The 25,833-nt window shown below is 59.2% G+C and carries 19 protein-coding genes; 7 read left to right on the forward strand and 12 right to left on the reverse strand.

Annotated features, from left to right (window positions below; genetic code table 11):
- Positions 1 to 2: 2 nt before the first annotated feature.
- The 3 genes from NA78x_RS04945 to NA78x_RS04955 all read right to left on the reverse strand — a co-directional run bounded on the left by NA78x_RS04945 (position 3) and on the right by NA78x_RS04955 (position 6,150).
- A complete protein-coding gene (locus tag NA78x_RS04945) occupies positions 3 to 1,421 on the reverse strand; it encodes a glycosyltransferase family 39 protein (protein WP_425617316.1) in 1,419 nt (472 codons plus the stop codon).
- Positions 1,418 to 3,709, reverse strand: coding sequence for a glutamine amidotransferase (locus NA78x_RS04950; protein ID WP_425617317.1), 2,292 nt, complete (start codon positions 3,707 to 3,709; stop codon positions 1,418 to 1,420). The genes NA78x_RS04945 and NA78x_RS04950 overlap by 4 nt, the downstream gene beginning before the upstream one ends.
- Before the next feature lie 104 nt (positions 3,710 to 3,813).
- On the reverse strand, positions 3,814 to 6,150 hold the full coding sequence (locus NA78x_RS04955) for a BatA domain-containing protein (RefSeq protein WP_425617318.1): 2,337 nt from the start codon (positions 6,148 to 6,150) through the stop codon (positions 3,814 to 3,816).
- 409 nt (positions 6,151 to 6,559) lie between these two features.
- On the opposite strand from NA78x_RS04955, the gene NA78x_RS04960 reads away from it, so the two are divergent.
- Entirely contained in the window at positions 6,560 to 7,729 is a 1,170-nt protein-coding gene (locus NA78x_RS04960) for a hypothetical protein (protein ID WP_425617319.1), read from the forward strand.
- Between the two features lie 84 nt (positions 7,730 to 7,813).
- On the opposite strand, the gene NA78x_RS04965 is transcribed toward NA78x_RS04960, so the two are convergent.
- Both NA78x_RS04965 and NA78x_RS04970 read right to left on the reverse strand, forming a co-directional pair.
- Positions 7,814 to 8,062, reverse strand: coding sequence for a hypothetical protein (locus tag NA78x_RS04965; RefSeq protein WP_425617320.1), 249 nt, complete (start codon positions 8,060 to 8,062; stop codon positions 7,814 to 7,816).
- A gap of 10 nt (positions 8,063 to 8,072) precedes the next feature.
- Positions 8,073 to 8,840 carry a tetratricopeptide repeat protein gene (locus NA78x_RS04970; RefSeq protein WP_425617321.1) on the reverse strand — a complete coding sequence of 256 codons (768 nt, stop codon included), beginning with the start codon at positions 8,838 to 8,840 and terminating at the stop codon, positions 8,073 to 8,075.
- A gap of 330 nt (positions 8,841 to 9,170) precedes the next feature.
- Between NA78x_RS04970 and NA78x_RS04975 the strand changes: the two genes are divergently transcribed.
- From NA78x_RS04975 to NA78x_RS04990, 4 genes are all read left to right on the forward strand, one after another.
- Positions 9,171 to 10,109 (forward strand): TIM barrel protein, encoded by a 939-nt coding sequence (locus NA78x_RS04975; protein ID WP_425617322.1) that lies wholly within the window; start codon positions 9,171 to 9,173, stop codon positions 10,107 to 10,109.
- A 726-nt stretch (positions 10,110 to 10,835) separates the two neighbouring features.
- A complete protein-coding gene (locus NA78x_RS04980; protein WP_425617323.1) occupies positions 10,836 to 11,747 on the forward strand; it encodes a hypothetical protein in 912 nt (303 codons plus the stop codon).
- Between the two features lie 98 nt (positions 11,748 to 11,845).
- Entirely contained in the window at positions 11,846 to 12,640 is a 795-nt protein-coding gene (locus NA78x_RS04985) for a 3-keto-disaccharide hydrolase (protein ID WP_425617324.1), read from the forward strand.
- Positions 12,641 to 12,668: 28 nt separating this feature from the next.
- Positions 12,669 to 13,304 (forward strand): hypothetical protein, encoded by a 636-nt coding sequence (locus NA78x_RS04990; protein ID WP_425617325.1) that lies wholly within the window; start codon positions 12,669 to 12,671, stop codon positions 13,302 to 13,304.
- A 113-nt stretch (positions 13,305 to 13,417) separates the two neighbouring features.
- On the opposite strand, the gene cysN is transcribed toward NA78x_RS04990, so the two are convergent.
- Entirely contained in the window at positions 13,418 to 15,355 is a 1,938-nt protein-coding gene (gene cysN, locus NA78x_RS04995) for a sulfate adenylyltransferase subunit CysN (RefSeq protein ID WP_425617326.1), read from the reverse strand.
- Between the two features lie 253 nt (positions 15,356 to 15,608).
- Positions 15,609 to 16,520, reverse strand: a complete 912-nt coding sequence (cysD, locus tag NA78x_RS05000) for a sulfate adenylyltransferase subunit CysD (RefSeq protein ID WP_425617327.1) — start codon at positions 16,518 to 16,520, stop codon at positions 15,609 to 15,611.
- A 398-nt stretch (positions 16,521 to 16,918) separates the two neighbouring features.
- Between cysD and NA78x_RS05005 the strand changes: the two genes are divergently transcribed.
- The gene (locus NA78x_RS05005) at positions 16,919 to 18,361 is read left to right on the forward strand and encodes an alpha/beta hydrolase family protein (protein ID WP_425617328.1); all 1,443 of its coding nucleotides are present in this window, start codon (positions 16,919 to 16,921) and stop codon (positions 18,359 to 18,361) included.
- Positions 18,362 to 18,381: 20 nt separating this feature from the next.
- Here NA78x_RS05005 and NA78x_RS05010 read toward each other — a convergent pair whose 3' ends face one another.
- Together NA78x_RS05010 and NA78x_RS05015 are read right to left on the reverse strand one after the other, a co-directional pair.
- On the reverse strand, positions 18,382 to 19,053 hold the full coding sequence (locus NA78x_RS05010) for a DNA-3-methyladenine glycosylase family protein (RefSeq protein ID WP_425617329.1): 672 nt from the start codon (positions 19,051 to 19,053) through the stop codon (positions 18,382 to 18,384).
- The gene (locus NA78x_RS05015; RefSeq protein ID WP_425617330.1) at positions 19,053 to 21,224 is read right to left on the reverse strand and encodes a hypothetical protein; all 2,172 of its coding nucleotides are present in this window, start codon (positions 21,222 to 21,224) and stop codon (positions 19,053 to 19,055) included. Before NA78x_RS05015 ends, NA78x_RS05010 begins: the two co-directional genes overlap by 1 nt.
- 358 nt (positions 21,225 to 21,582) lie before the next feature.
- Here NA78x_RS05015 and fliW point away from each other — a divergent pair, with 358 nt between their 5' ends.
- Positions 21,583 to 22,026: a flagellar assembly protein FliW gene (fliW, locus tag NA78x_RS05020; RefSeq protein ID WP_425617331.1), complete on the forward strand. Its 444-nt coding sequence runs from the start codon at positions 21,583 to 21,585 to the stop codon at positions 22,024 to 22,026.
- Between the two features lie 56 nt (positions 22,027 to 22,082).
- Here fliW and NA78x_RS05025 read toward each other — a convergent pair whose 3' ends face one another.
- The 3 genes from NA78x_RS05025 to NA78x_RS05035 all read right to left on the reverse strand — a co-directional run bounded on the left by NA78x_RS05025 (position 22,083) and on the right by NA78x_RS05035 (position 25,271).
- Positions 22,083 to 22,460, reverse strand: coding sequence for a hypothetical protein (locus NA78x_RS05025; protein ID WP_425617332.1), 378 nt, complete (start codon positions 22,458 to 22,460; stop codon positions 22,083 to 22,085).
- Positions 22,461 to 22,540: 80 nt separating this feature from the next.
- Complete coding sequence (locus NA78x_RS05030; RefSeq protein ID WP_425617333.1) at positions 22,541 to 23,485, reverse strand: DUF1559 domain-containing protein; 945 nt, start codon at positions 23,483 to 23,485, stop codon at positions 22,541 to 22,543.
- Positions 23,486 to 23,843: 358 nt separating this feature from the next.
- Positions 23,844 to 25,271, reverse strand: a complete 1,428-nt coding sequence (locus NA78x_RS05035; protein ID WP_425617334.1) for a DUF1501 domain-containing protein — start codon at positions 25,269 to 25,271, stop codon at positions 23,844 to 23,846.
- Between the last annotated feature and the right edge of the window lie 562 nt (positions 25,272 to 25,833).

The following is a 25,833-nucleotide window of genomic DNA, read 5'->3' on the forward strand; positions in this document are numbered from 1 at the left end:
CACTACAGCTTTTGATTCCGCATCGATGAGATCTGCAGTAACCCCGCTGCGGCAATCACTGCGACAATCGGCATGAGCGGCGCGCGCATTCTCAAGTTGCACCAGTAGAGCGTGTGGACGCCGGTGAAGATGAAGCACAGCAGCACGCCGTAGAGCCAAGGCGAGCGCAGCAAGTTGCCGCGCAACTGGTAGCAACCGACGAAGGCTAGTGCATACACCGCCAGATACCAGGCAGCGGTGAGATAGCGGAGCAACATGCGTCCAGTCGACTCGTCGGCCGACAGCTTGTAGGGAAGCGGCGACCAGAGTTGCCGCACGCGATACCAGGCAGCGAGCAAGAAGCCAGCGGGATCATCTTGAATCGCTTGCCGAGCCAGTGACGATTCGAATTTGCTGAGGGCGAATTCATCATCGGCATTGAGGCTTCCAGCGGCCACTTGAGCTTCTATTTCGGTTCGCCGTTCGCCGCGAAACGACTGCTGGTAAGCGAGCGAGTTGCCCATCCATTGCGTGGGTGTTCGTGGCTCCCACGGTAAGCCGGTCTGATCGCTGCGCAAGTATTTGTAGAAGTGCCGGTTGTTGGCGAGATAGAGCGTGTAACCGCCATGAGTCGTCGTGAGGAGGGGCTGCTGAAACGTCTGATAGTTTCGAATCACCCATGGTGAAATGATGCCTACGCCGCCGATGAGCATCGCGAGCGCATTCAAGACCCGCTGGGCGATCTGCCGATTCGGTCGATAGTTCGTGTTGCTGGCTGCGGACGGCTTGTCGGTCACCAACTTCCCCGGCTTCATCAACAGGCTGATGAGCACGCATAGAACAAACCACGGCAGATACGTGGGCCGACACAGCGCAGCCAAACCGAGTGCTCCGCCCGCGAGCGCGGCGTTCCACCAATTGCGGTCGAAGTGAAACCGCACGAGTAGCCCCCAGGCCAGCACGGTGCAAAGTGCCGCCAGCGTTTCGGTCATCACCAGCGATTGCTGATTGAGCAGAATGGGGTCACAAATGACGAGCACAGCCGCGACATCACTGGCCCAACCTAAACCAAGGGCCCGCGCAATGAGCCACGTGAGCCACACGGTTGCGATTCCCATCACAATGTGCGCGGCGGCGATCGCTCCGCTGTGAATGATCAAGTCCTTGCCGATCGCCAGATTGCTCAGCAGCACCGGATAGAGCGGCGGGCGATAAGCCGAGGGGCGCGGGTCGCCGCGAATCTCACCCACATCGGCCGGGTTGTCCACGCTGAACGTCGCAAAGCGGACCATGTTGTGGGCGATCAGTTCGTAGCTATCGGGGTCGTCTTGCAGTTGATCGAAGCGGGCCATCATCAGCCCGCCGCGTACGATCAGCGTGAAGGCCAGCAGCGCGACGAGTCGCCAATGGGGGAACTGACTCAGTTGCTGTGGCAACTTCACACGAGCCCCCACTTCTTGCGCAAGAACCAATCGGTGCCCAGCAAACCCACCAGCAGGCCGAAGAAGAGCCAGGCGTCACCAGCGGTGCTCGCCAACTGCCACTTCGTCTGCCGCACATCGTAGTCCTTGGGTCGATTCTTCAACTCGGCAATTTGCCCGGGCAATTCTTCCGGCGTGAGAGTTCGCCCGCCATCAGCCTTTGTCCAGGCGGCCAGCGCCTCCATCTGGTCGGGATCGGCGGCGGGATTGCTCAACTCGATATCGCGATCGAAGACGAGAAACTCCGCGCGAGCATTGCCGAGCTTGCGGCCATCCTGCGTGGCAATGGTTTCGACCGCGTAATCGCCGGGAACTTTCACCTCGACACTGCCGACATACTTCTCACCGTCCAGAGATAAACGGAGCGGTTGCTTCGTACCACCGGGCAGAATCAGTTGGGTGGTGAAGGTAGCCGTCGTGATCGCATCGCCGGTGCTGCTGCGCGCGCCGGCAGTGATCTGCACACGACTTCCGGGATTGAAGCGTCGCTGGTCGAGCTTGATCCAAACATCGTCGCGGTCGAGATCATCGCGACGGACGAGCCAGAGGATTGCTTGCCGCCAGAAGCGTTTGTGCTCTTGTTCGAAACCATGCATGGGCCAGCGATAACTCGATTCGCCACCGAACACGAGCACGCGACCGCGGCCGAACTCGCCGCTGACGAGCAGCGGATCGCCGGCAGGTGTTTGCAACAGTACGTTGATGCCCGGACCTGTCTTCACCTCGGCAAATTTGTGCGCCCAAGCGAGGGGCGGCAACTTTTGCCAGGCAGCTACGTTTTGGGCTTCACTGGCGAGGCGGGTGATCGGATGGGGTGGCTGGGTCGGCACCAGCGGCAACGGTCCTTCCAGAAAGAAGCGATTCTGCTGAGCCTCGCTGAGGCCGTCGCTTCCTTCGAGCGTGTCGAACTTGACGGGCAACGCGTTTTCGAGCGGTGTGCCGCGGTAATGTCCCCAGCCAAAACTGCGGCGGCCGCCAATCATCAGCAGGCCTTTGCCCGCGGCCACATTCTCGGCCAGCGTCTTCAGTTGCTGGGGGCCAATGGCTGCAGCGTCGACTTCGCCCAAGATGTACGCGTCATACTTTCCCGGCTTAAGATCCTCGCTGAGATCGATCGGCCAGCGCGGTTTGCTGCGGATATCGATGATGCGATCGTCGAGGTCGATATCGGGCGAGGCGTTGATTGCTCGGCGCAAGAACTTCTGCTCGAACCGTTTCTCGCCATCGAGATACAAGATTCGCAGCCCCCCTTCGAGCACCGTGAGATAAGCGCTCAATGAGTTGTTCTTGGCGACGAGTTCTCCTTCCTGCAACGCAGCGGTCATCGTCAGGCGATAGTGGCCGACTTGCTGCGGCGTGAAGGGAAACTCCACTTCCAGCTGTTTGCCATCTTCGGCAGCGCGAACGGTCCGCTGCCCAATGACTTGCTTCTTGCCAGCAGAATCTTCCAGCGTCAAATCGACAGCGATATCCTTTTGCACGTAACCGCGCACGCGCACGAGACCCTTCACGATCAGTTCGTTTTTGACGAACACGGTGAACTGCTCGTCGAGTCGTTCGACGGCCACATCGCGCGACTGAGCGGCATCTCCGGCGGGACCAAAGGTGACCGTGTAGAGCGGCGCTGCGAAATCGTCGCGGATCTTCCGCCCCGCCTCTTGCACTTCCACCTGCGGATCGAAGGCCGTCTGTGCACCGTCGCCCAGCAAGATCACTCCGGCGAGTCGCTTGCCTTGTTCGGGAACAAGCGCTGCGAAGAGCGATGTGCCGACATCCGTTTGGTCGCCTGTAGGTTCGTCGGGCAATATCAGCTTGCCGTTTTTGATTTCCCAAGGCTGGAGGCGTGAATCGTACTGGTAAGTTCGCAGTTCGAGATCGGGCCCGAGGTTCGTCAGCTGCGATTCGATGCTGGCAATGGCCTGCTGCTGCGCTTGCCAGCGAGTGATTTCGCCGCGGCCATTGGGCAGTTGCATACTGCGGCTGGTATCGACCATCACAATCACCACGCTCGTGCGCGGCGTTTTGACGGTCGTCATTTTGGTTGGCCTGAGCAGGGCAATCACGACCAGCAAAATGATGCCGAGTCGAAGTCCGGTGAGCACCGCCTTCCGCCGCCACGACAGCTTGCCATATCTCGGGCCCAGCGCGAGGAGCGCAATCAGTCCCGCCGCAATCAGCGCAACGGCCCAGTAGCTGCCCAAAACGGGATCAGCGCTGAAGTCGTTCGGTAGTGATTCGGTGGGAGGCATGGGGAAATGAAGTTCTGAGTTGGGAGTTTTGAGTTCTGAGACAGGATGAAAGCTGGCTTACTACTCTTGTCTCCGAACTCAAAACTCAGAACTCAGAACTTGCTTCACTCGTCTTTCCGATAAAACCGGTTGGCCAACAGTTGCTCGCCAGCGAGGGCGACGACGAGCAGGAGTATGAGCAGGGGATAAAACTCGCTGCCGATGCGGTCGGCACCGACAGCGCGGTTGATTTCGGTTTGATTGCGAGCCAGGTGGAAGCGTTTGGCTCCGAGCAGTTCGTCCAGCTTGTCGTCGGGCCAGCGCGTGAGATCGCCAACATCGGCGGGCAAGTTCACGGCAAAACCACGGACGACCGGGCCACTCAATTGACCTCGCAGGCGGTAAGCCCCCGGATTGTCGGTAAAGCGAACCGTCAAACGGCCCTCGCGGGCCAGCACATCTTGCGGTTCATCGAGGGGCGTGAAGAGCTGGTAACGCTCGGGCTGAGTGGCGGGATCGTTCCTCAGCACGGCCGTCTCGCCGGTCACGTAGTTCAGCCTCGTTTCGCTGCTGCCGGTCAGATACAGCAGCATTTCGTTGGCGAGCACAAAGCCGGGCCAGGCATCTTCGCCGGTGAGCAAGCTGTTCCAGGCCGTGCGATTGCGAGGTTGGCGGGGATCGGTCAGCGGCGTCGTCAAGATCAGCGCGCGACCGCGGCCAATCTGCGTTTCGGTGAGGGCCGGCTTGCCATTGCCGAAGGGAAAGATGACGCGCGTTTCCGGCGCGAGGTGATCGAGATTCCAGTGAAAGAAAATCGGAAAGCGATCCCAGGGAATGTTCTCGCCAATTTGTCGATAAGCGGCCGTGATCGGATGATCGAACGTGCGAGTATCGATGAACAAGTCGCTGCCGCCGCGTGTTTGCAGCGTGAGCTTGCCGCCGAGCAGCTTCATCGCCGAGGCATCTTGGAACGATGCCACCGGCTGGGCATTGTGGCCCAGGAACACGGCGACACCGCCGCCGCGCTCGACGTAGCTCACGAGCTTTTCCCAAACCTCGGGCGTAAACGCTTGCGGATCGAGCAAGCAGAGCGCGCGATACTCGCCCAGATCGAGGCCGGCGAGTTCCGGCTGCGGAATCACGCGGCAATCGAACTGCACCTGCGGATTATTCTTCAGCACTTGCACGAACAGATCGGGCGACACGTTGGGGCCAGTCACCACGAGCAGCGGCAACGAAGGCTGTACTTCGAGCGTGAAGTAGCGAACATCATCGAGTGCCAGACCATCTTCGCCCACCAGACGAATTTGCCCTTGATGGGTGCCCGGCTCGAGCCCTTGCAGCGAGAAGCGAATTTGCTGCGATCCCTGGGCCAGTTCCACCGTTTGACTGCCGCGGCGAATCTGCTTCGGCAATACCGGCTGGCCATCGCGAATGACCGGCAACGTCGGGTCTTGCACTTCCAGATAGAGATCGACCTGCCGTTCGCCGCTGAGGCCGCTGTTTTGAATCGTGGTCTCGATGCTGACTTGAGCCTTCTGCGGCAGCACTTCGGCCGAGAGTTGCACTTTGCCCAGCGCCACATTGCGTGCTTTCGTCACACCGACATCGATGACATACAGCAAGATATCGGGGCTGGCTTTCAAACGCTCCTTGAGAACAGCGGCATCGCCGCCTTGCCAGGCAGCCTGCGTCAGATCGGTAAAAACGTACAGCTCTTTGCGCAAACGCGGATTCTGACGAGCCAGCTCGATCGCGGCCGAGATAGTATCGACGAGCGCGCGCGGCGAACCGGTGATGCGAAGGCGTTCCAACGATTTGGCCGCGGCGGCGCGATCGACTGCGAAGGCTCCGCTGCCGGGCTTGGAATCGAAGATGGCCACTTCGCTATCGGCGGGAAACTGTTCGAGGAGCCAATCGCCCGTTTCTTGAGCCTGCTCGAGTCGCGTTTTGTTCTCGTGGCGATATTGCATGCGCGGCGACGTATCGACAATCATCACGGCAGCCAGCGGAGCCTCTTGGTCGCCGAGTCCCGTGCCGCCGCCACCCCACACGCGCGCAAGCATCCACAGCACGATGCCCGCCAAAATCGCAGCGGTCGCACTGCTGGCGATCATCACGGTCGGAGATCGTTTGGTAAGTAACGAAATGAAGGCTACCGCCAGTGCTGCCACCAGGGCGACACCCAGCAGGGCGATCGCCGTCCAGGCACCGACCAGGGCCGACGCCACACTGGGTCGAGCGAGCGCTAGTGCGGCGAGCAATACCGCGCCGCAGCGTAGGGCGAGCAGCAACCAATGCTTGAGTTGCAACTGGCGACGATTGGCTTCGCGACGTTGCTGCACGAATCGCAACGCCGGAAAGACCAGCTGCTTCGGCCGCTGGCGCATCACCAGATGCAGCACGATAGGCAAGGCCATGAAGAGCCCGCCAACCAGCAGTGAGAGATTCAAAAAGACCATCAGGGCGTCGTGCTACCAAGGAACGTGCTTGATCTGGCGACAAGTCGTACGCGACGAGCGAGTCCGCTCGCAGGAACTGCGACCGGACACATTTATCATATCGGTTTATCGGCCCGCGGGTCGGCAAATGCCCGAGCAAAGTTTCTGCGCCACCCGCATAGCCCGCACGACCGCTACGGTGCCGGCCAGATTTCGCTCCGATCTGTCCACCGAGAGCCGCCTGACTAAAAATCGCGACGTATGGTTGGTTGCCCCTGCGCCCTGCTGTTTTCCCAGCAGGTAATCCAGCCCGCGGGTCCCCTCCTTCGCGAAGAGTTCCCACCCCCTCGTGACGTTCCACACGCTGGTTTCTCGAACTTGCCCACTAGCGATCCGGTCGCTCGTTTGCGCCGTGGTGGCCAGTGCGTGCTTGTTCGCAGAACCTGCTTTTGGGCAGCGGCACACCATCATTGCCGTCAGCAGTCAGACACTGTCGCAACTTTCGCTGAGCGACGCCGAACGGGCACTGCTGAGCGACGCCCACGATGGCCAACTGCAGCAGTTCGATTTCATCGATGCGGCTTTGATTGCCAGTGGACAATCCGATCCGCTCGACCGCGCACGATGGCTGCGGGTGCGAGCCGCTCGCTATGCGCAGATCGACTTTGCCGGCATCAGCCGCCTGCCGACACCGCACCGCGCACCAGCAGTTCTCGCCGGACTGCATCGCGAGATTCTGGCGGGCAAGTTCTTGCCCGGAGCCACGCTGGTGCCAATCACGCTGGGGAGTGGTGACTTCAACTGCGTTACGGCGACCGTGCTTTACTACGATCTGTGCAGGCAGGCCGGGGTACCGGTGGAGATTCTTGCCCAAAGTGGCCATGTGAACTGCCGGCTGACCAGCGGTGATCACGAAGAAGTCGAAACGACCCGGCGCGATTGGTTCGCCAAATTGGCAGCCGATCAACGCGATTCCATCGTCGTGGCCAAGCCCCGCGATGAGAGTCGGCGGGTGATTTCGCCCGTGCAGTTGCTCGGGCGAATCTATTACAACCGGGCCCTCGCGGCGCTTGAGCAGAAGGACTTTGCCGCGGCGGTGAACATGCTGCAAGTCAGCATCGTACTCGATGAACAAGATCGCGATGCCCGCGAAAATCTGCTCGCTGGCTTGAACAACTGGGCTCTCGCCTTGTGCGCCGCGGGAGATTTTTCGACGGCTGCCGAGAAGATTGCCGCCGGCATCAAGCTCGACAGTAGGTATCAGCCTTTGCGGACAAACGAACTGCATGTCTATCAACAGTGGGTAATGCGGCTGTGCGAACAGCAGGAGTACGCCCGCGCGATTCAACTGCTCGAAGCCGGGAGCCAGCGCCGTCCCGATGCTCCGCTGTTCGTCGCTGGCCAGCGAGCGGTGTTCGAATCGTGGCTGCGCACCTGTATCGCGAATGGCGATGCCGCGACAGCCGCGCAGGTCTTGCGACAAGCCAAGCAGGTCCTTGGTGCTGAAGCGAAACTGTCGCTCGAGGCCCGACCGGTCATGCGGGCCTCGCCTGAACACGGGCGGAGATCCGTGTCAGGCGAGACCACGCACAGCCAGTGATCCCCAAGGGGCTGAACCGCAGCCGCACTCTCTCCAGCCATCCCTTGCTTGCGGCTGCGAACGATCCATCCTCAGCCAACGGTTCTAGCGGGCCGTCTTCGCCATCATTCGCAGTGACCGCAGTTTTGCCGGCGCTTTAGCCTTGATCGTGGCTGCCGCCATCGTTTGCGGCAGGCTCAACTCGCGCTTCACAAAACGTCGTTGCACTCGACTTCGTACATTCATTTGCCAATTCTCCCAGGCCACATTCGCGGCAATCAGCAGGGCTCCCGCGAGGGTGGCCAACAGTAACACGCAGGCGTGAAAGAAAACTACAGAGACCAGGTGACTCATAGAACGTGGCTCATAAACAGCAGTCAGGTCCGGCCGATTTGGTATCTCGCTGCAGCTGTGCCAGGCGCTCGACGCAGGCACTCGATTTGGCAAACGCGTGAGCCTGCCAAAAGATCTTCACCAGCCGCCGCAAGCAGCATTCGCACTTGAGCGAGTGGAGTTCGGCGAGCGACAACACATCGGCTTCGCGAAAGGCAGTTTCTCGCCGCTCTTGTTGCCAGAGCAGAGATGCCAGACCCACGCGATAGTTGGCGATCGACGGGGCGAGGGCGATGGCCTGCCGAGCTGCGGCTTCGATCTCCGCCAGCGGCTGTTTGTGCCGCCCGAGATAGTAGCCCAAGTCGTAGAAAGCTTGATGGCAGTCCGGCGCTTGCCAGTTGACCTCGCGACAGATCGCAATGCTCAAATCGGGCCGGCCGCAGTTATCGCAAACCTGCGCCAGGTAAAGCAGCAGTGACCAATCGACGTTAGCCAACGAGAGGATGTGCTCAGCGATGCACACGGCGACACTGCCGTGTCCGGTGCGCGCCAGGCAATCGGCCAGGGTCACCTGACCGCCAGAAGACAGCGGCACCAACAGTGAAGCATGTTCCAGCGAATCGCAGGCCAGCGGAATATTGCCGGTGGCTCGCAACACCAGCCCGCGCAGCTCCCACAGACGGCCGTCGTCCGGCGCAATCGCCAGCGAGTTCTCGATGGTGTCCAAGGCCTCTTCGTGAAAGCCTCGCTTGTAGAGCGCCGCCGCCGATTCGAGCGTTCGCAACATTCCAGCCCGCATGTTCGATTCCCCCATCCAGGATCAATCTGCCGGTCATTACCGTACGCTGGCGTGTGCTGGCTGGAGTGATTCTACAGATACTGAGACTCGATTTCAATAGAGCGTGTTCGGAATTTAATGAATTGTTCCTATCTGTATACCTGGAAGGTAGTTAAGGCTGATTGAAGGTGCAGTCCTCGTGCCGCGGGCATAGACAAACCACTACGCGGTAAAAGAAGGCCGACCCTACCCATGGCGGCTGAAGCTCATGTCTGTCGCTGACTATTCGCAACCGCGGCAATCAGCGGTTACAACATAGCGTATCCTCCTCCACTCGCCGGAAACCCAGCCATGCATCCCAACAGTCTTGCGCCTTCGCGTCGCCAGTTTCTGTCCTCGGTCGCCGTCGGAACCGCTTCGTGTGCACTCGCCTCGTCGCTCGGTGCGACGGCAGCGGCCATCGAACCGATCCCGCGCAATGGCCAGAGCAAGTTCAAGTACAGCTTGGCCGCGTATAGCTACCGCTCGATGTTGCAGAAGGGCAAGGATGGCACCGAGCCTACGGCCACGCTCACCGACTTTATCAACGACTGTGCCAAACTGGGCTGCGATGGCACCGAACTCACGTCCTACTACTTTCCCAAGGCGGTGACGCACGATTATCTCCGCTCGCTGCGGCGGCAATGCTTTCGCCTGGGGCTCGATGTCTCGGGCACGGCCGTCGGCAACGACTTTGGCTTTCCGCCGGGCGAAGAACGTACCAAGCAGATCGCGGCCGTGAAGCAGTGGATCGACTTTGCCGAAGTGCTCGGCGCGCCGGTCATTCGCATCTTTGCCGGGCATGTGAAGAAAGACTCGACCCCCGCGGCGACGCATTCGCTGATGGTTGCCGGCATCGAAGAGTGCTGCGAGTACGCCGGGCAACATGGCGTGCACCTAGCGCTGGAGAACCACGGTGGACCGACGGCCACCGCCGAGGGCCTTTTGCAGTTTGTGCGCGATGTGAACAGCCCGTGGTTTGGCGTGAATGTCGACAGTGGAAACTTTCACAGCGACGATCCGTATCGCGAGTTGGAACAGATCGCCCCCTATGCCCTGAACATGCAAGTGAAGGTGGTGATGGTTGGCCCCGACAAGAAGAAGGTTCCCGCCGACTACAAGCGGCTCGCCAAGATCATGCGCGACGCCAACTATCGTGGTTACGTCGTGCTCGAATACGAAGAGGCCGGCGATGTCCGCGCCGAATGCGCGAAGCATTTTCGAGCGATGAAAGAAGCCTTCGAGGGCTAAGCTTCTGGCCGTGACGGAAAGTCACAACGGCCGCGCAAAAAAGCTTGAATCTGCCGTTTGACAAAGAATCACGCATCCGGCAGATTTGCAGATGCGCGGCATTTTTCCCGCTGCCAACCGGCACCACGCATGGGCCGCCGCGGGGAGCCCGCGCGCACAGACGAGCTTTCGGCGGCTGTCTTGCTGGTGACAAAGCAGGAATTGCCAGCGAGAACGTGTCGAATGACTTTTCATACAACACACAACACATCATTCACTATTTATCAGTTTTGTGTCTCGACGTCATTCCTAAGTGACCGACGACTAATACTGATTTACGGATTAGTAGTTTCCCTAAACGTGCTGCGAGCGACTAGCGGCGATTGGCAAGCTGCGCAAAACAGGCAGATCCAGAATGGTTATCAAACGGTTATCAAGAAAACGGGCTGATAACAGCAGCTTTGATTCGCAAGTTCAATTGCGGACGGCGGTTAAGTGGCTTTCGCAGAACGAAAATTTTCGCGCGAAAAGTTATCAAACGAAAGGTGCTTGGTAAGAGTCGCGACGATCGCAGGCGTGCGTGTTAATGGTGCTGTCCGCCCCCTAAGCCGTGCAAGGCACCGGCCACGCCCAGCGAAAAAAGCTGCCGGCGGCTAGTAACAACTCGGCGGGAAATGCGCTTCACACTTGCTGGGCGGAGCGCGTGTGCGCGCATGCATTACGGAGTATCGATACGAAAGACCTGCCATGGCTGATCAGTTGAACAAGGATCCTCAGTTTGTCACGGAAGAAGAAATCAAAACGGAGAACGAGCGCCGGCTGAAGTCGATCGAGAAGATTCAAAAGTACTCGGCGGACTTTATCCGCATGGAGATGATCTGCGTGCTCGATGCCGACATCGGCCGCGCCCTCACGCCTCCGCCGGGCGAGATGCTCTACCTGCGCAAAGGTTGGCTGATCGCGCCGGCCGATAAAAAGGAGCACTTGAACCTGGTGGTTGCCCAGTCGCAGGCCTTTTCTGGCAGCATGTATGGCTACTACGACCCGAAGCACAACCCCGTCGAGAAGTTGAAAGAGATCGAGTCCAAACTCAAAGTCATCTATCGCCGCGGTTCCGATTACTTTCGGGCCGCCGTCGGCAAAGCGGCGGACTGGGCGTGTGTGCCGGCAGAGCTGCTCGCCGCCGTGCTCATGAACGAGAATCAGCCCGGCGCGAGTGGTACCAAGCGCGCGGGACAGGCCGTGGAGCGGAGCGTGCAGAGTTTTTTTGGCTATGGCTCGACCGGGCTCGGCAACGTAAAGCCCGATACGCTCGACCGCGTGAAAGAGCTGTTCAAGACGTACTACAAGATTTCGATCCTACGGCCGGGCGTGCCAAACTCCGATCAGAACGACAACGCCGAGACCGACATCTATCACGCGGCAGCCGTGCTGCGCGATTGCTTGAACAAAGCCTGGTCCGCGGGAGGGCGCTCGCTGAATGCCGATCAACTGAAGCGGTATGTCTACTATCCGTACTTCGGCGGCATCGTCCGGTCGGAGGTGGCCATTCGCGCCATGGGTCACTACAACGGCATGGGCGACGCCGCTCGCACCTATGGCGAAGCTGGCATGAGACGCATCACCAAACAGGAACTGTCGCTGATGCCTCCCAAGTAAGAAGCACTTTCTGGCAAACTCGCTGGACAAAGAATCACGGGTGCGCTTCAATGAACACCTGCCTTCGAAATTCAATCGTTTGCCAGGGACCACTACCGATGATTCGCCAGCAGTGTTGCTTTGCTATTTTCGTCTTTTCACTCATCACCTGCGCGGTTGTCACAGCGCAGGAAGCCAAGGACGGCTGGCGCTCGCTGCCGCTGACGAAGAACGGCAAGGTCGATTCCAACTGGGTACAGGTTGGCTATGGGCAATATGTCGTTGATGGTAAGACAATTCGCAGCGATTGCGATGAGCGGGGCCTGGGACTGCTGTTGTATCGCGCCGAGAAGTTTGGCGATTGCCAGTTGCGCGTGGTGTACAAATCGAAGGATGCCAAATCGAACGCAGGCCTGTTTGTGCGCGTGGATGACGGCATTTTAAAGAAGCTGGACGAGAAGCATCCGCCAGCAAAGCGAGACTCGACGGGTAATTTGACGCCCGACTCGGTGAAGATTTTTCAAGATGCTTCGGACAAAGAAACCAGTGCCTGGTACGCCGTGCATCACGGCTATGAAGTGCAGATTTGCGATCTCGCCAGCGGTGAGTACTCGCGCACCGGCGCGGTCTATTCACTCGCCAAGTCGGCCAAACTTTCTGAGAAGAAGCCTGACGAATGGAAGACGATGATCATCACGCTAATGGGCGACAAGATCCTCGTCGACGTCGACGGCGAGCGAGTTACCCAGTTCGATCCGGCTTCGAAAGACATTCCCGCTGATCGCCAGTGGTTCGAGCCCAAGCGCGAACCGGTTCGTCCCACCAGCGGCTACATCGGCCTGCAAACGCACGACCCGGGAGATGTGGTGTTCATCCAAGAAATCAGCGTGAAGCCGCTGAAGACCGGTAATTAAACCAGGTCGAGTTTTCGGAGCAAACGTGATGACTGTCCGCCTACTTCCACTCGTGCTGAGCCTTGTCGTAATGGCGGGACTATCTCGCGCGGAGACATGGAACTCGCCCGATGGCAAACTGTCTGTGGAGGTGCCTGATGCCGCCAGCTTTGAGGCGATTGCCGACGCGCCTACGCCGTTTGCCGTCGTGTGGATTTCGAGCGACGGCGATACGAAGCTGGGTGTGATGAAGTCGTCGGTTCCCGCGAACGTCAAGCTGGTGCAAACAGAAGTGGAAGAGGGGCTCGCCAAAGAGATTGGGGGCAAGGTGACGCGACTCCCTACCAAGACCATCGGCGGGCACGAAGTCTGGCTGATGAAAGGAACAGGCTCCGGCGTCGAGATCACGCAAGCACTCGTGCGAGTGGACGATACCGTTCACAAAGTGATGGCCATTACCTCGAGCGAAAATCCTCACGCTGCTGCGGTGAATCGCTTTATGGAGTCGCTGGCGATTACGGAGCCCGCCAATTCAGCTGCCGCGCATGACGCAACGCATGCTCCCTGGCCGCCTCCGACGGAGCCCCTCGACACGCACCAAATCTCCAAAGCCATCGGCGGCTTCTTCAGCCTGCTGCTCATCGGACTGGTGATTTATTTTGTGTTGAAGGGGCGACGAAAGTGACCGTTATGGTGCGGCGAGTTAGTCCGGGGTCGGGAGTCTTTGGCGAGTTGGATCTCAGCCATGTAGCGAGATCGTTGCTCGCCAAAGACTCCCGACCCCAGTCTGTTGTGGTACTAGCTGACGTAGCCTCGCGACTGCAGCAGTTCGAGGATCTTGTCGACGCACTGGTCGACGTTGAGCTTGTCGGTGCTGAGTTTGAGGTCGGGCTTGGCGGGGGCTTCGTAGGGAGCAGAGACGCCGGGGAACTCGGTCAGTTCGCCCTTTTCGGCAAGAGCGTAGTGACCTTCGGTATCGCGGGCGCGGCAGACTTCGACGGGGGCATCGAGGTGGACAATCAGGAACCGCTCTTGGCCGATGGCTTCGGCGACCTTCTGACGCACGGCCTCTTCGGGAGCGACGAACGCGCCGAGGACGATGAGCCCGGCTTCGTTGAAGAGCTTCGCAACCTCGCTGCTCCGGCGCAGGTTCTCGCTGCGTTCGCTGGCGGTGAAGCCGAGATCTTTACTGATGCCGCGGCGCATGTTCTGGCCATCGAGCACGACGACCGAGCGGCCATCTTTAAACAGGCGCCGTTCGAGGGCGTAAGCGATGGTGGTTTTCCCCGAGCCGGTGAGGCCGGTAAGGAGCACCGTCGCCGGCTTTTGCCCGAAGCGGTTCGAGCGTTCTTCGACGCTGACCTTGCTGGTCTCGCCGTGCAAGTGAGCCGAGGCAGGTTCGTCGTCCCAGTGATCTTTCGCGCCGTCGCCGGTCGTGCGATCGAGAATCATGCCCGCCGCGACGGTGGCATTGGTCAAGCGATCGATGACGATGAACGAACCGGTGCCACGGTTACGCTTGTAGGCATCGAAGCAGATGGGCTGCGTGAGTGTGATCTGGCAGCGGCCGATTTCGTTGAGTGCCAGGGTCGGAGCATCTTGCCGATGCATGGTGTTCACATCGACGCGATACCGCAGCGTGGTGACCATGCCGGGAGCGACGCGCGAGGTCTGCTTGAACAGGTACTGTTTGCCGGGCAGCATCGCTTCTTCAGCCATCCAGACCATCATGGCTTCGAACTTGTTGTCGACGCGGGGCACGTTGCCGGGGCGGACGATCATGTCGCCGCGACTGCTGTCGATTTCGTCTTCGAGCGTGACGGTGATCGACTGCGGAGCGAAGGCTTCTTCGATCTCGCCGTCGAAGGTGACGATGCTCTTAATGCGGCTGGTCTTGCGCGAGGGCAACGTCATGATCTCGTCGCCCTTGCGGATGATGCCCGAGGCAATCGTGCCGCTGAAGCCACGGAAATCAAGATTCGGCCGCAGCACGAGTTGCACCGGCAGGCGGAAATCTTCCAGGTTGCGATCGGAGCCGATGTACAGTGTTTCGAGCAGCGGCATCAACGCCGGCCCTTGAAACCAAGGCATGTACTGGCTGGGAGCAACGACGTTTTCGCCCTTGAGCGCCGAGATGGGCATGAAGTGAACGTCGGGCAAGTCGAGCCGCGAAGCGAACGAGATGTAGTCGGCTTTGATCTGCTCGAAGACTTCCTGCTTGTAGTCGACAATGTCCATCTTGTTGATGGCGACGATGATGTGCTTGATGCCGAGCAGCGAGACGATAAACGAGTGGCGCTTGGTCTGCTCGAGCACGCCGTGCCGCGCATCGATAAGGATGATCGCCAGATCAGCCGTCGAGGCACCGGTGGCCATGTTCCGCGTGTACTGCTTATGCCCCGGGGTATCGGCGATGATGAACTTGCGCTTGTCGGTCGAGAAGTACCGGTAAGCGACGTCGATCGTAATGCCCTGCTCGCGCTCTTCCTGCAAGCCATCGGTGAACAGCGCCAAGTCGGGCTCGCCGCCGGTGGTGCCGTAGCGGGCCGAGTCCTTGGTGATCGCCGAGAGTTGATCCTCGTAGATCATCTTGGCTTCGTAGAACAGCCGTCCGATCAGCGTGCTCTTGCCGTCATCAACGCTGCCGCACGTGATGAATCGCAGGATTTCTTTCCGCTCGTGCTGCGACAAATACTCGTTGATATCCGAGGCGATTAATGCGGACTGGTGTGACATGGTTGTTCAGTAATTGAGTTCTTGAACCCGGAGGGTTCGCAGCTATTAGGCCCGGGTCGCTGCGCCAGCAGCGCACCCGGGGTTTGGATTCAGTTGTGAGTTCCGACCCCGCAGGGGTCGCAGCACCGAGGACTTCCATCTTGCTGCGACCCCTGCGGGGTCGATGGTTGTTTGTTATCGCAACCCCGGGTGCGCTGCTCCGCAGCGACCCGGGGCTAATGGCTTTGATCCCTTCAGGATCGAATGTGACGGCTTAGAAGTATCCTTCCTTCTTCTTCTTCTCCATCGAGCCTGCTTCATCGGAATCGATCAGGCGGCCTTGGCGTTCGCTGAAGGTGGTAAGGAGCATTTCCTGAATGATTTCGGGGAGCGTGGTGGCGTTGCTATCGACGGCGCCGCTGAGCGGGTAGCAGCCAAGCGTGCGGAAGCGGACCTTGCGCATCTCGGGTGTCTCGCCGGGCTTGAGTGGCAAGCGGTCGTCGTCGACCATGATCATGGTGCCATCGCGATAGACAATGGGACGCTCCTTGGCGAAGTAGAGCGGGACGATGGGGATGTTTTCGAGGTGGATGTATTGCCACACGTCGAGTTCCGTCCAGTTCGAAATCGGGAAGACGCGAATGCTTTCGCCCTTGTTGACCTTGGTGTTGTAGAGGCTCCAAAGTTCGGGCCGCTGGTTTTTGGGGTCCCAGCGATGGAACTCGTCGCGGAACGAGAAGACGCGTTCTTTGGCGCGGGACTTCTCTTCGTCTCGGCGAGCGCCGCCGAAGGCCGCGTCAAAGCGATACTTATTGAGAGCCTGCTTCAGCCCTTCGGTCTTCATCACGTCGGTGTGCTTCTTGCTGCCGTGCGTGATGGGATTGATCCCCTGGCGAACGCCCTCTTCGTTGACATGCACGATCAGCTTGAGGCCCAGTTCCTTGGCGACGTAGTTGTCGCGCAGGTCGTACATATCGCGGAACTTCCACGTGGTATCGACGTGCATCAGCGGGAACGGCGGCTTGGCCGGGTAGAACGCCTTTTGAGCCAGGCGAACCATGCAGGCCGAGTCCTTGCCGATAGAGTAGAGCATCACCGGGTTCTCGAACTCGGCGGCCACTTCGCGGATGATGTGAATGCTCTCGGCTTCGAGCTGTTTCAGGTGGGTGAGGGAGTATCCGGTCATGCAGGGCACTTATGCGTTCGGGCAAACAAGGGGTACGGTTAAACTACCGGCTGAAAACGGAATTTTACCAGCTTGTCGCAGTTTGGGTAACCTGCGACGACTCTGGCAATTCTGATGGCCGCGAAGAGGCGTTCTTAGGAAATCGGTGCCAGCAAGGCAACAGCAGTTCCGATGCCAAGCGGTTTGCTAGCTCGCGGCGTTGAGATCGAATCTTGAGAAGCGCCACCCAAGGCACGGTAACGAGTGCCGTGCAGAAACCTGGGCAAGCGTCCGGGCGCCACGCAGGTTAGCGCCGGCGATAGCGGGCCAGCGAGTTCACTGGCACCCCGTGCCACGCTGTGGGTCATCCGTGTGTCTACAATGCCGGATAGTTCTGTCTTCCTCAAGGAGGATTTCTGATGAGTGCTCGCGTCCTATCTCTCTTGCTTCTCGCCTGCATCATCGCAACGGCCATTGCGGAAGATCCGCTTCCCAAATCGCCCGAGACCTTCGAGATCGCCGGACAGAAGGCCATCGTCTACGCCGCGCCGAAGCCCGCGGAAGGCAAGCCTTGGGTCTGGTACGCCCCTACGATTAAGGGAATCTCGCTCGTGAGGCGCAAGGCGTACTACGAGACTTTTCTGCGAGAAGGAATCAGCATTGCTGGGTTCGATCTGGGCGAGGTGCGCGGCGGGCCGGCCAGCACGGCCAAGTTCACGCAGTTCTACGACGAGATGGTCAAGCGAGGCTGGTCGCAGAAGCCGATCCTCTTGGGGCAAAGCCGCGGCGGCCTGATGATGCTCGCCTGGGGCGTGCGCAACCCCGAGCGCGTGCAAGCCTTCGTCGGCATCTATCCCGTTTGCAATTTGGCACAGTGGCCCATGAAGAACAAGGAAATCACACTGGCCGACTATCAACTAACCGAAGCAGAGTTTCTCGCCAAGCTAGCCGAACTCAACCCCATCGACAACTTGAAGGAACTGGCCGCGAAGAAAGTTCCCATCTTCATCGTCCACGGCGATGTCGACGCCGTCGTTACCTTCAAAGATAACACCGGTCTGCTGAAGGAACGCTACGAAGCGGCAGGCGGGCCTATCACAGTGAAAGTGATTGCTGGCGAAGGGCATCAAGCCACACCATCATTTTTCGAGTGCCAGGAACTGATTGAGTTTGTTCATAAACAGGCCAAGTCCGTCATTCCCGCGAAGGCCACAGATAGGGCGATGCGCGCCGACTATTCAAACCCGCAGGCAACGTACCGAGCTTACATTCAAGCAGTTCGCGCCAACGACCTCCAGGCCGCGACTGCGTGCTGGACAATCGACGACAACAACAAGTCCGGTGTGCTCGATACCATCGTGGAAATGTGGACCGGCGGTCGTGCGCTGACTCAAGCAGCGAAGGAGAAGTTCAGTGCGGAGGATGCAAAAAAGGTGCACGGTTGGCAACGCGACGACACTTCCGATGCCGCCTTGGATCTGACCTACCAGCGAGCCGACGCCGCTGAGGTCACAATCACTGGCGACACTGCTGAGTTGAAAATGAAGTGGCAGAAAGACGATGGATTGAAGAATCCGGCCTTCGAGTATGGGGATTCAACCGCTTTTCGAAAAGTTGGCGGGCTATGGAAGATTGATGCAAACAAGCAAGCGGGCTTGGAGCGAGCCGAAGACTTTCTCAGCAAGGGCAAGTGGGGCCGAGCGTTCCGCAGTCAGACCAAGCTGACAAATGAAGCGATCGCGGGCGTGAAGAAGGGCGAGTTGAAGACGGCTGGAGAGTTACAAGCCTTTCTCAAAGCCAAATTCGAAGCAGCGCGCAAGGAGTACGAGCAAGACCTGCAAACGGAGCAAACGCCAAAATAGGGCAGGCCAAACGAAGCGAGTTAGCTGGCCGACTTCTTCACAGCCAGGTCGCAAGCGCGCCACAGGTACCAGGCAGCGGCGGAGCGGAAGGGTTTCCAGCGCTCGCCCTGTTTGTGGATGGCTTCCAAGGCAGGAAGCTCTTCCTGGTCGGCCTTCTTGAGAAACGTCAGGGCGAAGCCTTTGCGAATGCCAAGGTCGGCGACGGGGAGCACGTCGAGCCGGCCGAGGGTAAACATCAGAATCATCTCGGCGGTCCAGCGACCGACGCCGCGAACTTCGGTGAGCAATTCGATGATCTCTTCGTCGGTCTTGCGGGCGAGTGCTTTGCGTTCGGGGACTAAGCCCGCCGCGCTGCGGGCGGCCAGATCGCGAATCGAGAGAAGCTTGTTCCGCGAGAGGCCGGCACCTCGCAATGTTTCGTCGGGGAGCGTGGCAATCGCGGCGGCGTGTTCGTTGGGGCTTGCAGGCAGCAGGGCGAGCACGCGGCCGTGAATGGTTCCGGCCGCTTTGCCGGAGAGCTGCTGATAAACAATCGACTTCATCAGCCCCGAGAAAATGGTTCCCTTCTGAGGCTGCAAGTTGAACGGGCCCGCAGCCTGAATGAGGCGGGCCAGTTTCTTGTCGGCAGCAGACAGATGGGCAATGATCTCGTCGGAGCGAGGATGCGCCGCAGCCACTTTGTCTGTTCCCACTACTCCATCCCTGGCAACCAGAGCTTGCTCTTGCCTGCTTCGGCAGGTGCGGCGGCGGGTTGACCGGGCGTCCACAAGCCTCCGCTGGCGGGAGCGGCAGCGGGCATTGCGGCCGGCATGGCTGCGCCGCCGGGCATACCGCCACCTGGACCACCGGGAGCTCCACCTTGGGGGCGAATGAGTCCAAGCTGGGCGAGCATCATGTACAAGCCCTGGGCAATGCCCGGCTCGTTCATGTGCTTGGCACGCAGGGTTTCCATGATGCGCGTGAATTCGGCTTGCTCGCCACGCATCAGGCGAAGCGGAATTTCTTGCAGCATGAACCGGGCGGGTGAGCGACCGCGAGCCTTGGCCCATTCCTGAGCCTTAGTGAGCAGGTCCAGCGTTTCGGTCGGATCGTTTGATTGGCGCGAGAGGATCTCGAACACGTCTTCCTTGTTCGTGATCTTGTCCAGCGAAGGTCGCGCAACAACTTCGCGCCCCATTCTCAGAACCAGACGACGACAGCTGACGAGTGTGCCGCGGGTGAAGGCTTGCATCAGCTCTTCGTCGCTGAGCTTGGTTGCATCCACGCGCGTCAGCTGGGCCAGCGACAGGGATTGCACCTTGCGGCCCGAAGGGTCGAATTCTTCGAGCGTGGGCAAGCCGAGCGAACGGCGAACTTCGTTGAAGACGGGCTCTTCTTGAGGCTGAGCCAGGTCCATCAGCAGGATGGTAGCGAGGGCCTTATTTTGCAACTGCGGATTGGCAGCGGCCTGACGCAGCGTGCTGCCGTCGAGACCGGCTTGTACCGAGTCGGGCAACACATTCAGCAGCAAGTGCCGACGTTGTTCCAGAATCAGCGTCTTGCGATGTTCTTCTGGAGTGTCATCCGGAAAGCGCCAGTTCACGGCAAGGATCGCGGCATTGCGATTGGCAAAGCCGACGGTCTCTTCCATCGGTTCGCCTTGCAGGTGCGAGCCGATGAGCTTCTTCACCGTTTGCAGGCGGTCGTTCCAGTCTTCCAACTGCGGTGCGGTGAACTCGACGCGGGCAGCGCGATCGGTTTGACGGCCGTAGAAGAGCAATTCGCCCAGCACGCGAGGGATAGCTTCGCGGGTAATGTCGACACCGGTCGCTGGCACTTCGCGATCGAGTACAAAGAAGGCGTTTTGCGGTGGCGGCTCACCTTCGGCCAGATCCATGTCTTCGGGACGCAGGGTGATGGACTGCAGTTGCTTGTTCGAAATCCAAGCTTCACGGAGGGTGGGTGCGTCTTCGATGGAGAAGGTCGCGGTGACTTCGGGAACTTGGTATTCCTCGCCGTTCATCGCCAGGAACTGCGACAGAGCTTCGGCTTCGATGGCTTCATCGCGGGGCACAGTCGCAAGCGAGGCATACTTCTGGAAGATGGCGGCAGCAATGTCGTCTTCGGCGAGTGTGACGAGCAAGGTGCCGAGATTGCGCCAGATCGATGGTTCGCTTTGTTCGGCGGCGGCGAGGGCTTCGAACTTTTTGGCAGCAGCCTGGAAGCAACCGTAGTTGGCATCCTTCAGGGCAGCTTGAAACTCAGCGAGGCTGGCAGCCGAGAGACTGCTTTCGGCCGGCGGCGGGACGAGATCAGCAAACGTGTGCGCGACGAGCGGCACCTGCCCGCTGCTATCGAGATCCATCATCGCGCTGAAGGCAGTCTCGTCTTTGCCTTGCGAAACACGCACTTGATAGGTGAGATGCCCGCGCGCGGCGAGCACTTCGCCGGTGGCAAACAAAGCGCGGCCGAGAGTGCCGATGGCCTGATACACCAAGTGATGAATCTTGCCCGGATGTTGTTCGAGAGCCTGCTGCACTCGTCCGATGGCTTCCAGCACCTTGCCATCTTGGCAATCGAGAATCGCGGCGAGTGCGAGACCCGGAGGATTCGTCGGGGCCACTTCCAGCAGTTTGGCCGCCGATTGACGAGCCTGGTCGATCTCGCTGAGGCTCAGTTCGACGATGGCCTTGTACATCAAGGCCGATGGAAGCTTGGGGTGCGTCGACAGCAGCTTGTTGATGTGGTCGAGCGCGGCCAGCCGCTGTTCGCCTTCCATTGCCAGCTGAATTTTTTCGAGCTCGTGGCTGACGTCGGCTCCACAGCAGAACTTCAGTTTCTTCTCACTGCCGCAAGGGCACGGTTGATACGGATCGAGAGACATCGTCCTGGCACTTTCTGGAAACAACCAGCCGGAAACCGGTCACCGCGGGAAGATGCATAGACATTGCACTCCCGGAGACTCAGGCCTCAACGGCCAGCTGACCATCGAAATCGTGTTGAATTGGTTCAGCCGCAAGCCTTGCAATGTAGCAAAGCCCAGGCGGCACGGGGAGATAAGGTGGCTTGCCCGGTTGCTAGCCTGTTGGTCCGCCGCCGAGAAGTGTCGATTTTTCTGGCTTTGACGATTGCCTTCTGCCGATGATACGAAGGATGACATTCTGCCCGCACTGCCAGCGAAGATGTCATGGCTGTGATAGCTCCTTCTCTTCTCGATGAGCCTGTACAGGCGCGTAGCTGCCATGCAAATCCAGACCACACGCTTCGGTACGGTAACCCTCGAGGCAGACGATATTCTGCTGTTTCCTCATGGGCTGATTGCCTTTGAAGATTGCCGCCACTGGGTGCTGCTCAACGATGGCGAGAACGACTCGCTCGGCTGGCTGCAAAGTGTGTCGCGGGCCGAAGTGGCCCTGCCCGTCGTTAGTCCGCGGCGATTTGTGCCCGGTTACCAGGTGCGCGTGGCTCGCACCCAGTTGCAACCGCTGGAGCTCGCTCAGTTCGACTCGGCCTTCGTGCTGTCGATTGTCAGCAAGGATGGCCCTTCGCTGACCGTTAACCTGAAGGCTCCGCTGGTGGTGAATCTCGACCGCCGCCTCGGCCGCCAAGTGATCACCACCGACGACCAGCCCGTCGCGCTCGCCATCGGCCAGCCCCTCCGCAGCTTGCTGCGAAAATCGGCATAGCCGCAGCAACAACGGAGTGCTTTGCTCCGCCAGTGCGAACTTTCTCTCGATGTACCTCACGGCTTAAGTTGAAAGTCAACCTTTCCACTAGCGGGTACTTCTGCCTTGAGTTCGGTCTTGGTGTTATAGCGGTCGGGAATGAACTGCTTCATTTCTTCCCTGGCACCGTCCATGCCGGTTTGCCCAGGAGGCAGCGGCGTCAGCTTGCTGGCGGTAACCTCGACTTTGTACTTGCCCGCCGGCGCCTTGATGGTGTAGTTGCCATTGACGATGTTCGAGCCACCACCTTGGCCCGATAACTCTGGCACGAATGCGATGTACCCTTCTTGCAATGGCTGACCGTCGAAAGTGACCGAACCCGAAACAGTCGGGTCCGAGCAGCCACTCAGGCCCAACATCAGCGCAGCGACCAATCCATAGAGCGCAATCCTCATTCTAACCCTCATCAATTCCGTGGAAGCAAGAAAGCAAAGCCGAAGCAGATTGTCTGGGACCGATGTTATTCGGCAGTGAGTTATTCGGAAGTGACTTCGCCACCTGCTCGGGTTCCCATCGCTGACCAGGTGACAAGGTCGACCGTCTTTGAAAAGAGACGCACGGAACCATCAGCGAGCAGGCACATCACACCTGCTGGATGCAGGGCGCGCGCGGAGTTGATGGAGTTGGCATTCCCCGCAACAGCGGTGCAGGGCATGAAAGCGGGCAGGGATGTACCGCAGCTGTATTGCGCATCAGCCGAAGCGGACATCGGAGCACGCAGGGTGCTGAACAGCGTTTCGCCTTGATAGCTATTGAACAGGCGGCCACGACGATCGTCGCCCGTCTTCCAAAGCAGGGTCTCGCTGCAGAGCAGCGTATTGCTGGTGCCATCGGTGAGTGCCGCCATGGATTGACGTTCGCCCACCAGGATTGTGCCGGTATTTGCCAAACCACCGGCTTTGGGCAGCGTGGCAGTGTTGTCCCAATTCAACGTATTGCCATTGCAGGCAAGATAGTTGCCGTGAAAGCCTTCGCCCACCACCTTGCCCATGCCGGGATCGGTGGGGCACATGTACATCGGAATCTTGTTTTGATTCGGAACGCCTGCGGTGTAGGCGTTCACAGCATTGGTGGTTAAGTAGGTGGTGACCTTTTCATACATGTTCGCCTGTTCCGCGTAAGGCAGAATCACTACCGGCCAGGTGATGCATGCTCTGGCGGTGATGGCAGGAGGGACCGGCAGAGCCGAGTTATTGGCATAGCCACCAAATTGCCCATAAGGGAACACCAACAGAGTGTCGTGATGGTTGTGCATCGCGAGCCCAATCTGCTTCAGATTGTTGCTGCACTGGCTGCGACGGGCAGCTTCGCGAGCCGCCTGAACTGCTGGGAGCAAGAGTGCAACCAGCACGCCGATGATGGCGATAACGACCAGCAGTTCCACGAGTGTGAAGCCGCTTCGAGAGGGAGAGGTTCTCATGCGTTGTTCCGATATAGGATAAGAACGTGTTACATACTCTGAATCAGCTTGTAGTGGCAGATGATCTCGCCGCTGTTGGCGCGCACTTCCATAAAACCAAAAGTGTCCCGCATTGTTTCGCCGGTCGGCGCTAAAAATTGCGGATAATTTTTATCTACGAACAAGAGATTCGGTGGCGTAGTTTGTATCCTCCGCCGGCAAGCAGAAGTGCGGAGGCAGTAGCAATCGCCGTGAAATGCATACTCTTGGCGATCATCGGTAAATCGCCAGCCTGACACGAAGGGCTATTAATGCTTGTGTGAGCGCGGCCTTCGGCAATCGAATTATTATGCATGCATAATAAAAATATGTTTGCAGATTAAGCCAGCAGATCAAACACTACGCGGCCATGGACGTCGGTAAGGCGGCGATTGATGCCGTTGTGGTACCAGGTGAGGCGGGTGTGATCGATGCCGAGTAGATGGAGCACGGTGGCGTGCAAGTCGTACACGCTGGTAGGGTCACTGGTCGGTTGATAGCCAACCTCGTCACTGCTGCCGAAGGTGAAGCCGCGCTTGGTGCCGCCGCCGCAGAGCCAGCCCGTGAAGCAGAGGTTATGATGATCGCGGCCTTTGCCGTTCTCGCCCTGCGTGAAGGGCGTGCGACCAAACTCGCTGGTCCAAAAGACGAGCGTGTCGTCGAGCAGACCGCGCCGCTTCAGGTCGCGCAGCAAGCCAGCCACGGGCTTGTCGAGCAGTACGCCTTGAGTGTCATGGTTCTGTTTCAGATCCTCGTGAGCGTCCCAGTTGATGCGCGGCGAACCGAGCGCTCCGCCGTTGTAGAGTTGCACAAAGCGAACGCCCCGCTCGATCAACCGGCGCGCGAGCAAGCAGTTGCGGCCAAAGCCGGCGGTGAGGGGCTGATCGAGACCGTAGAGGGCTTGAGTCTCGGCGGTCTCTTGTTCGAGGCCGACCGTTTCGGGAATGCTGGCCTGCATCTGGGCCGCCAGTTCGTACGAGCGGAGTCGTGCAGCGAAAGCGCTATCGAGCGGATATTGCTCCGCCATTCGCCGGTTCATCTGCTCCAACACTTGCATGGCTGCCGCTCGGGCGGCGGGCGAGACATGGCCGGGAGTCTGCAGATTGGCTACGGGCTGAGGCTGCGATGTTTCGAAGGCCACTCCCTGATGCTGCGCCGGCAAGAATCCACTTCCCCAGTTGCTCGCGCCACCATTCACAATGCCGCGAGGGTCCGGCAGCACCACGAACGTCGGTAGTGACTGGCTCTCGGTCCCCAGTCCATACGACAGCCACGCTCCCAAGCTGGGATAGCCATTGAGGGTGAAGCCGGTGTTCATTTGAAAGCAGGCCGGCGTGTGCGAACTGCTCTTCGACACCAGTCCGTGGACAATTGTCAGGTCATCGACGCATTCCGCGATGTTCGGCAGCAAGTCACTGACCCATGCTCCTGACTCTCCGTGCTGTTTGAACTTGTAAAAGCTTTTGCGCAGTTTGCCGATCTGGCCAAAAAAGGGCTCGATCTTTCCCTTGCCGGTCAAAGGCTGGCCATCGAGCCGTTCCAGCTCAGGCTTGTAGTCGAAGGTGTCGACATGACTCACGCCGCCCGGCGAGAAGATATGGATGCACCTCTTGGCTCGAGGTAGGTGATGCAAACCGCTTGTTGACTTCTTCCCGTCCGCAGCACCCTCCCCGGCGAACATCGCCGCCATCGCCATCGCACCCAGGCCACTGGCGGAATGCGCGAGCCAGTTGCGACGGGTGTAGCCGAAAAGGGAGGAAGTTTTCATGAGCTCCAGTTTACTCGTCACGTGCGCTGCCGGCATCAGGCGGGCGATCGATCTGCACCAGCCAGGTAGGCGTTCAAGTTGGTGCTTTCCGAGGAAACCCGAAGCGAGGAGCGCGAACGGGAGGCACGGAACGAAGTTCTTACGCAATTCGTCCGCAAGACTTTCGTGGCGAAGCCGATCCGGACCAAGCGAATGGCTTGGCCACGACAACACTTCCAGGCGGCGAGAAGCACTCTCCTCGCTGACGCTTCGGGTTTCCTGAAAAGCGACTTCGTCTCCGCCGGCAGCGACCTGAAATGTTGGCGTGAATAGTTACGAAACCTGCCGGCGGTTGACCAGACTAGTCACAGCAACTCGTATAATACTCAGCCGAATGTACTGGTTAGTTCTTGCGTAAATACAGAAACAAATCGCATTTAGTATTACCAATATTAATCTCAGGAAATGAGCACATGGATCATTATCCGCTCTCAATTACGGAGCCTACTATGCCATTAGGAAAAGCGTCGGTCGTTGGCTGCAGGAATCGGTCCTCGCTGCGTAGAGGGGTGCAAAATGGTTA

The organism is Anatilimnocola aquadivae, assembly GCF_049819085.1.
Taxonomy (GTDB): Bacteria; Planctomycetota; Planctomycetia; order Pirellulales; family Pirellulaceae; genus Anatilimnocola.